1 pseudogene is annotated in these 963 nt (G+C 70.2%); it reads right to left on the bottom strand.

Annotation, left to right across the window (positions count from 1 at the left end):
* Positions 1-963: pseudogene (locus WN71_RS43540) on the bottom strand (IS630 family transposase); the annotation flags it as partial.

Below are 963 nucleotides of genomic sequence, written 5' to 3'. Positions count from 1 at the left end.
CGCCGCTTCGGCACGCTCGCCCGGCGCGACCTGACGTCGACGGGCGCACTGGCCGCCGGCGCTGAAGCCGTCGAGTACGTCGGGGCGGCGTTGGATGCCGCGTAAGCGGTTCCTCACGAGCGGGGCGAGGTCTTCGATCGCGCGAGGTGCGAGGTTGGCCAGGCTGCGTCTTCACGTGCGCCCAGACCCACTCGACCGGGTTGAGGTCGGGAGAGTAAGCGGGCAGCAGGAACACCGTGAGCCACTCGCGCTGGCCGATGAGCCCGCGCATGGCATGGGAGACATGGGTGTTCAGACGGTCCCAGACCAGCACGATCGGTGCCTTCAGGAGCTGGTGAGCACCGTCGACGAGCGCGATGAAGTCCCGCTCGCCCATACTGCGGCGCCCGCCCTTGCCTGCCGGATGGATCCGCAGCCGGTGACACAGTCGGGTCCGGGAGCCCGGCCGCATCGCGACCAGTCCCGCAACCGACAGGCGTCCCGAGCGCCGGCCGCTGACGGTCACGACCGGGGTGTGCCCGCGCCTGCCCCAGGTCCGTCCCCGGGGCGGCTTGCGGGTGAAGCCTGCTTCGTCCTCGAAGCAGATGTATCCCCCGCAGTCCGCCCGGGCTCTTTTACCTCGGCCCAGGTCGCCTCCTTCCACGCAGTCACGGCCTGGTCGTCGCACTCGGCGACCCGCCGGCCGGGTATCTGCGGGCTGAAGCCGATCCGGCGCATCAGCCTCGTCGCACCCGAGACGCTGTAGGAGACGTGGAACTTCCTGCCGATCAGCGTGGCCACCCGCGCAGCGGTCCACACCTGGTCCTCCGCCCAGCCGTGCGCGGCCGGGCCCTCATCGAGGTACGCGGCCAGTTTCTCCAGACTGCGCGGGGAAAGCCGACAGCGTGACCCACCCGGACCGCGTGAGGTCAGAGCCTCCACACCGCCGTCCTGCCACAACTGATGCCACAGATAAGCCGACTT

Source organism: Streptomyces mangrovisoli (genome assembly GCF_000974985.2).
GTDB classification, from domain to species: domain Bacteria; phylum Actinomycetota; class Actinomycetes; order Streptomycetales; family Streptomycetaceae; genus Streptomyces; species Streptomyces mangrovisoli.
This window is presented reverse-complemented; position numbering and strand designations above follow the sequence as displayed.